Origin of the sequence: Actinocrinis sp. (assembly GCF_035938995.1) — a bacterium.
GTDB lineage: Bacteria > Actinomycetota > Actinomycetes > Streptomycetales > Catenulisporaceae > DASZGI01.
Window position 1 is genome coordinate 1 of sequence record NZ_DASZGI010000289.1, and the last position, 5,659, is coordinate 5,659.

The following is a 5,659-nucleotide window of genomic DNA, read 5'->3' on the forward strand; positions in this document are numbered from 1 at the left end:
CGCTGGGCAAACGAATCCTGGCCGCTCAGTGCCCTGCGAAACCAGTGCTCAGCCCGCTCGAACCGGCCGAGTTCGGCGCAGATCGCCCCGAGATAGCCGGCCGCCGCGCTGCTCAAAGGGCCCCGCTCGACGTGCTCGAGATACGGGATCGCCTTCGCCAGCCGTCCCTTCCTCAGCCAGGTCTCCGCGAGGTCGAACGCGGTCTGCTGTTCGTCGGTTATCCCGGCACTCCGCCTAGCGCCGGCCGGAGTGGGAAACCTCCCGTCCGGCGTGGCTCGCCCGCGAGACTCCCGACCAGCGTTCGCCGATGCGACCGGGCGTATCCAGAGTCCCCGCCGGAAGCGCCGATCACTCGGCAGCGCTTCCGGCTTTCCCGCATCCGCCATGCAGCTCCCCTTGTCGGGCCTCCTGCGCACATTCAGGCAGGTGTATGACGACTTATCAGGCGTACACCCCATCCAGCCAGCTGCGCCAGGCCTGCTCGGTCTTCGCCTTGTCGACCCCCTCGGCGAACAGGTGGTGCGCGGCGTCCACCGTTCCGCCAAAGGCGTTTCGGCCGTAGAAGCGATACAGCGCCTCGTCCGTGCGCAAACCGAGGAAGTAAGGGTTGATGTAGTCGACCACGGCGTCGATCGGCTCGAGGCCGGGCACGTCGAGCCGAACCGAGTCGCCCTCCCCGGACTCGTCGGCAAGGCCTATGGCGCTCTTGAGCGTTTCGAAGGACTCGGCGGCAGCCGAGTTGACCGGTCCGCTCAGCGCGATGTAGGCGGGGCTCTGGCCCGAGAAATACCGCAGGTACTGGCCGAGGCTGTGCAGATAGAAGTCGGTGTGCTTATCCACGCCGTCGTACTGGTCGTCCCAGTCGCCGACGAAGATCCCGCTGTGGACGTAGCGCAGGGAGGCCGTGCCGCCGTCGCGTGCCTCGATGATGTAGTCGAGGGCGTTGAACCAGCCGTCCTCGCCCTCGACGCGGACAGCGAAATGGTTCGGGGGATCCCACGTGACGTCGGGCTCGTCTAAACCGGAGGCGGACGCTCCGGGATCGGCGTCCACGGGGAACATCCAGCCTGCGGTGCCGCTGGTGACAGCCGCGAACACCTGCTCGGGGGTGGCCGGAAGGACGACTTCGCGGTTGATCTGGAATGAGTGGGACATCGGCTACTCCTCGGATTTCGCGGTGACGGTTGCGCCGGATTCGGCGATCGGACGGGTCAGGCTTGGGTGCAGGGCGACGATGAGCCGGTGCCGCCGACCGCCCGGTGCGTGCTCGTCGTGGTACTTGGCGACGAGACCCTTCACCGCCGAGCTCAACTCCTCGGCGAAGGCGGCACGGTCGGCGGCGCTGGCGAAGCGTATTTCGCTGTCCACGGCGAACGTCGCAAGACGCTGCTTCGCGGCGGTCGCCCCGGTGATGAGATCGCCGACTTCGCGCACCAGCCGGGAGGCGAGCGCGAGAAGCCATCGCGCGGACAGTTGGTCGGGCGCGCGCCCGGGGTCGGGTGCCACGGCGTCCAGCACGCGCGGCGAGATGACGTATGACGCGGCCGTGGCCTGGAGCACCCGTTCGGTCACGTTGCCCTTGCGGCGCTCCTCGACGAGTTCGACCAACCCGTGCCGTTCCAGCGCGTGCAGGTGGTAGTTCGCCTTTTGCCGGGTGAGCCCGACCTGCGCGGCCAACGTGCTGGCCGAGCCCGGCTCGGTCAGCGCGGCGAGCAGTTTCGTCCGGATCGGGTCGAGCGAGGCCTCGGCTGCGGCGGGGTCGTCGATGACGGCTACTTCCAACATGGCCCCACGATCGCACCGAACGTTTTTGTTGTCAAGGATAGAAAAATTGTCGGCTAGGCGATGGGCGACGCCGCGAACCCGATGAGGCTGCGCAAACTGCTCGCTCCCGCCGGAGTGGCGGGAGCGAGCCTTGTCAGGACATGGCGAAGCGGCTTCGGTTTCCGCTCTCGTGACTGAAATCAGGCTGCGGTGTCCGGCACAACCGCGGTGCCGTCGACAGCGGTCTCCTTCGGCAGGGTCTCGCCACGGAAGTAGGCGGGACGGACGAGTCGGTAGATGTACATCAATGGAATCCCGAGCACGAGCGCGCCGATGCCGGTCAGGAACACGCCGCCGATCGACCAGTGCGGGGCGAACGGCATGTCCCAGTGCGTCGCGCCGTAACTCGGACTCCAGTAGATGTGGCAGGCGTAGCCGAAGAATGTCCACAGGATCAGCCCGCCGATCAGCGGCATGATGCAGTAGAGCCACAGCATGCGCTGCCTGCCGCGGGCGCCGGTCCGACCGGCCGCACGAACTTGCGGCAGGTAGTGCCAGAAGCACTCGATACCGGTCAGGCCGTAGTAGAACGCGATGGCGAGGCCGAGGGAGCCGATCGTGTCCTTCAGCACATTTCCGCTGATCTTGATCAGCGCTGCGTAGAAGGCGATCGAGGCCAGTCCCATGGCCACCGTGGACCAGCTCGGCGTGCGGAAACGTGGGTGGACCCTGGCGAAGCCGCGGGGGATCGCCTGGTGGCTCGCCATCGAGAGCGCGGTGCGCGCGGTCGGCATGATCGTCGTCTGCGTGGAGGCGGAAGCCGAAGTGAGCACCATCAGGACGAGGAGCTTGCTCAGGAACCAGCCGAGGCCGACACTGCCGAAGACTGCGCCGCCAAGCCCGGAGAGCACGTCCCCGGAGTTCGCGGGGTTGGCGAGTCCCAGGCCCTTCGCTCCGACTCCGGCAAAAGCCTGCGACGAGATGGTGACCACGCCGTAGATGACCAGCAGGAGCACGGTGGACAGGACTGCGGCGCGACCTGGCGTCTTCGCCTTGTCCTTCGTCTCCTCGTTGATGGAGACGGCCGTGTCCCAGCCCCAGTAGATGAACACGGCCAGCAGCAGACCCTGTGTCAACGTGGAGAAGGACGCGATGTCCAGGGGGTTGAACCAAGAAGCCGCGACGTGGATCGAGCCGGGCGGCGGGTTCGAGCCGTACACCTTGACCAACGCGGTGACCGAGAGCACGGCAAGCATGATCACTTCGACGGTGAGCAGCACCTTCTGCAACCATGCCGAGACCTCGATCCCGACGTAGCAGATCGCGGTCATCAGGACGATCCACACGATCCCCGCGACCTCGGTCCAGCCGGCGCTGTTCGCGACTCCGTTCGCTCCGACCAGTTGGAAGCCATAGCCACCGGCGATCTGCGCGAGGTTGGCCATCACGATCACGTCGGCGGCGATGATCGCCCAGCCGCCGAGCCAGCCGGACTTGGGGCCGAAGACCCTGGCACCCCAGGTGAACGTCGTCCCGCAGTCGGGGTCGTACTCGTTGAGTCCCTGGTAGCCGAACGCGACCAGCAACATCGGGACGAAGGCCAGGAGCATGATGATCGGCGACTGGAGTCCCACAGCGGCAACGACGAAACCGAGAGTCGCGGCGAGGCTATAGGCCGGCGCCACGGAGGCGGTGCCGATCACGATGCTGGAGATCAGGCCGAGCGCGTCGGACTTGAGGCCTTTGTCGGCGGACGCGGCTCGGCCGCCGACATCCGGTTCGGTGGAGGTGGCGGACATGTGCGGCTCCTCGGCTGAAGTGGGCCGGTGACCATCACCATCTCTCCGACGAGGCCGTTTGTCACCCAGACTGTTCCGCCAGCCTCACGAGTCTCGTCGGCCTCACGTCGCCGCTGTGGCCTCGGGAAACAGCAGCGCCGCGAGATCAGGCCCCGGCCGCCGTCACCACCGCGTCGGTGATGAAGCCGAGCACGATGCCGAGCAGGAGACCCCAGGTGGTCAGCTCCTTCAGCGCCATGCGGCGGGCGACGGCCATGAGCTCGATCACGACGTAGAGGATCGATCCGGCGGCCAGAGTCAAGAAGCCGATGGAAAGGGCGTCGTTGACGACGTGCTGGCCGATCACCGTGCCGAGGAAGGTGGGTCCGCCGCCGACGAGGCCGAGCAGGCCGAGCCGGGTCCAGGTGGGCGCCCGTCCCTCGGCCGCGAGCGGCGCCACGATGCCGAAGCCTTCGGTGGCGTTGTGCAGGCCGAAGCCGATGATCAGCAGGATCGCGAGCTGGAGTTGTCCCTGCGCGGCGGAGTTGCCGATGGCCAAGCCCTCGGCGAAGTTGTGCAGGCCGATGCCGACGGCGATCAGCATGGAGAGGTCGAAGAAGCGCGAGAACGCGGATGAAGAGGTGGGCCGGCCGGTGGAGGCGAGTTCGCCGGCGGTCGCGGCGCCAGGGCCGAAGCTTCGTGGGCGGTGGGCGCGGCGCGCGACGTAGCGGTCGAAGTAGACCAGTCCGACGAGGCCGACGCCGAAGCAGCCGAAGAAGACGGCGGCGTTCCCGGTGGCCGATCTGTACCGGTGGCTGGACAGCGCGGCGTCGATCGGGTCCCAGGCGTGGGTGAGAACGTCCCAGAGGAGGAAGATCAAAATGCCGATGGCGACGGCGTTGAGCAGGGCCTTCAACTTGGGCGCGGGGTTCCGCATGCGGCCGATGGGGAGCCCGAGGTAGATCGTGAATCCGGCGACTGCGCCCAGGAGCGTGATCTCGGGTCCGGACATTCGAGGCTCCTGCGACGGGTCGGCGGCTGCGGGCTTGATTCACTCAGAGGCTAACGTAGGTAAGGTTTGCCTAACAAATGCGATCCAAACGGTCGCAGGTCGGAGGCCAAGTTCTCGGTAAAACGCGGCCGTCAGGGCGCGGCCGGTGGCGAGGCGTCGGGGTGACGGCGTGGCGGCAATCGACGGCGACCGCGAGGGGCAGCGCCGAGCGGTGAGGGACGGTGTCGCCCGTCGTAGGGGTGGAGCGACCGGTGGGGGTGCTAGGCGTGCCAATCTTGGACGCGTGCTCGCACTCACTGTTCTGGCGTTTCTCTCGGCTGCCACGTGGCTTTACCTTCTGGTGGCGCATGGGCGCTATTGGGTCGCGGACCAGCGGATTCCTGCCGACTGCGGCGATGCGGCGCCTGACGACGGGTGGCCGACAGTCGTCGCGGTGGTGCCCGCTCGTGATGAGGCTTCGGTGTTGCCGGTGAGCCTTCCTTCACTCCTGGGACAAGACTATCCAGGGGAGTTCAGCGTTCTGCTCGTGGACGACGCGAGTTCCGACGGCACCGCCGACGTCGCGGAGAAGATCGCAGGCGCGCAGATCGCGGCGGGCAGAGATGGCGCGGGTCGGGAGCGCGGGCTGACGATCGTCCGGAGTGACGGTCCTCCGGCGGGCTGGGTGGGGAAGGTCGCCGCGATGAATCGCGGAGTCAAGGCGATCGCGGATGTTGAGAGCGGCCGCGTCGAGGGAGCCGAGGGGGCGGCCAGTGGCTACACGGTGGCGGGTGGCGGAACCGATGCGGTTAGCGTCCTGTCCAGCGGCGGCTCGGCCGTCTCGCAACCGACCTATTTACTGTTCACGGACGCGGACATCGCGCACTCGGCCGACAGCGTTCGCCGACTGGTGGGGTTCGCCGAGCGTCACGACGCAGACCTCGTCTCGCTGATGGCTCTATTGCGCACCGAGACGACCGCAGAGCGGGCGATTGTGCCTGCGTTCGTGTACAGCTTCGCGCAGCTCTATCCGTTCCCCAGGGTCAATCGGAATCGGAGCCGCACGGCCGCTGCCGCGGGCGGTTGCATGCTTGTCCGACGTTCCGCACTCGCTTCGGCAGGCGGA

At 67.3% G+C, this 5,659-nt stretch carries 5 protein-coding genes and 1 pseudogene; 1 reads left to right on the forward strand and 5 read right to left on the reverse strand.

What is annotated here, in order from left to right; all coding sequences use genetic code 11:
- The 5 genes and pseudogenes from VGZ32_RS20045 to VGZ32_RS20065 all read right to left on the reverse strand — a co-directional run.
- Positions 1 to 386 (reverse strand): annotated as a pseudogene (locus VGZ32_RS20045) (hypothetical protein); the annotation flags it as partial.
- Positions 387 to 441: 55 nt separating this feature from the next.
- Positions 442 to 1,155, reverse strand: coding sequence for a hypothetical protein (locus VGZ32_RS20050; RefSeq protein WP_326887642.1), 714 nt, complete (start codon positions 1,153 to 1,155; stop codon positions 442 to 444).
- A gap of 3 nt (positions 1,156 to 1,158) precedes the next feature.
- Positions 1,159 to 1,785: a helix-turn-helix domain-containing protein gene (locus tag VGZ32_RS20055; RefSeq protein ID WP_326887643.1), complete on the reverse strand. Its 627-nt coding sequence runs from the start codon at positions 1,783 to 1,785 to the stop codon at positions 1,159 to 1,161.
- A gap of 179 nt (positions 1,786 to 1,964) precedes the next feature.
- Positions 1,965 to 3,563 carry an APC family permease gene (locus tag VGZ32_RS20060; RefSeq protein ID WP_326887644.1) on the reverse strand — a complete coding sequence of 533 codons (1,599 nt, stop codon included), beginning with the start codon at positions 3,561 to 3,563 and terminating at the stop codon, positions 1,965 to 1,967.
- 145 nt (positions 3,564 to 3,708) lie between these two features.
- Positions 3,709 to 4,554: a ZIP family metal transporter gene (locus VGZ32_RS20065; protein ID WP_326887645.1), complete on the reverse strand. Its 846-nt coding sequence runs from the start codon at positions 4,552 to 4,554 to the stop codon at positions 3,709 to 3,711.
- A 283-nt stretch (positions 4,555 to 4,837) separates the two neighbouring features.
- Between VGZ32_RS20065 and VGZ32_RS20070 the strand changes: the two genes are divergently transcribed.
- On the forward strand, positions 4,838 to 5,659 hold an 822-nt coding region (locus tag VGZ32_RS20070; protein WP_326887646.1), incomplete at its 3' end, for a glycosyltransferase.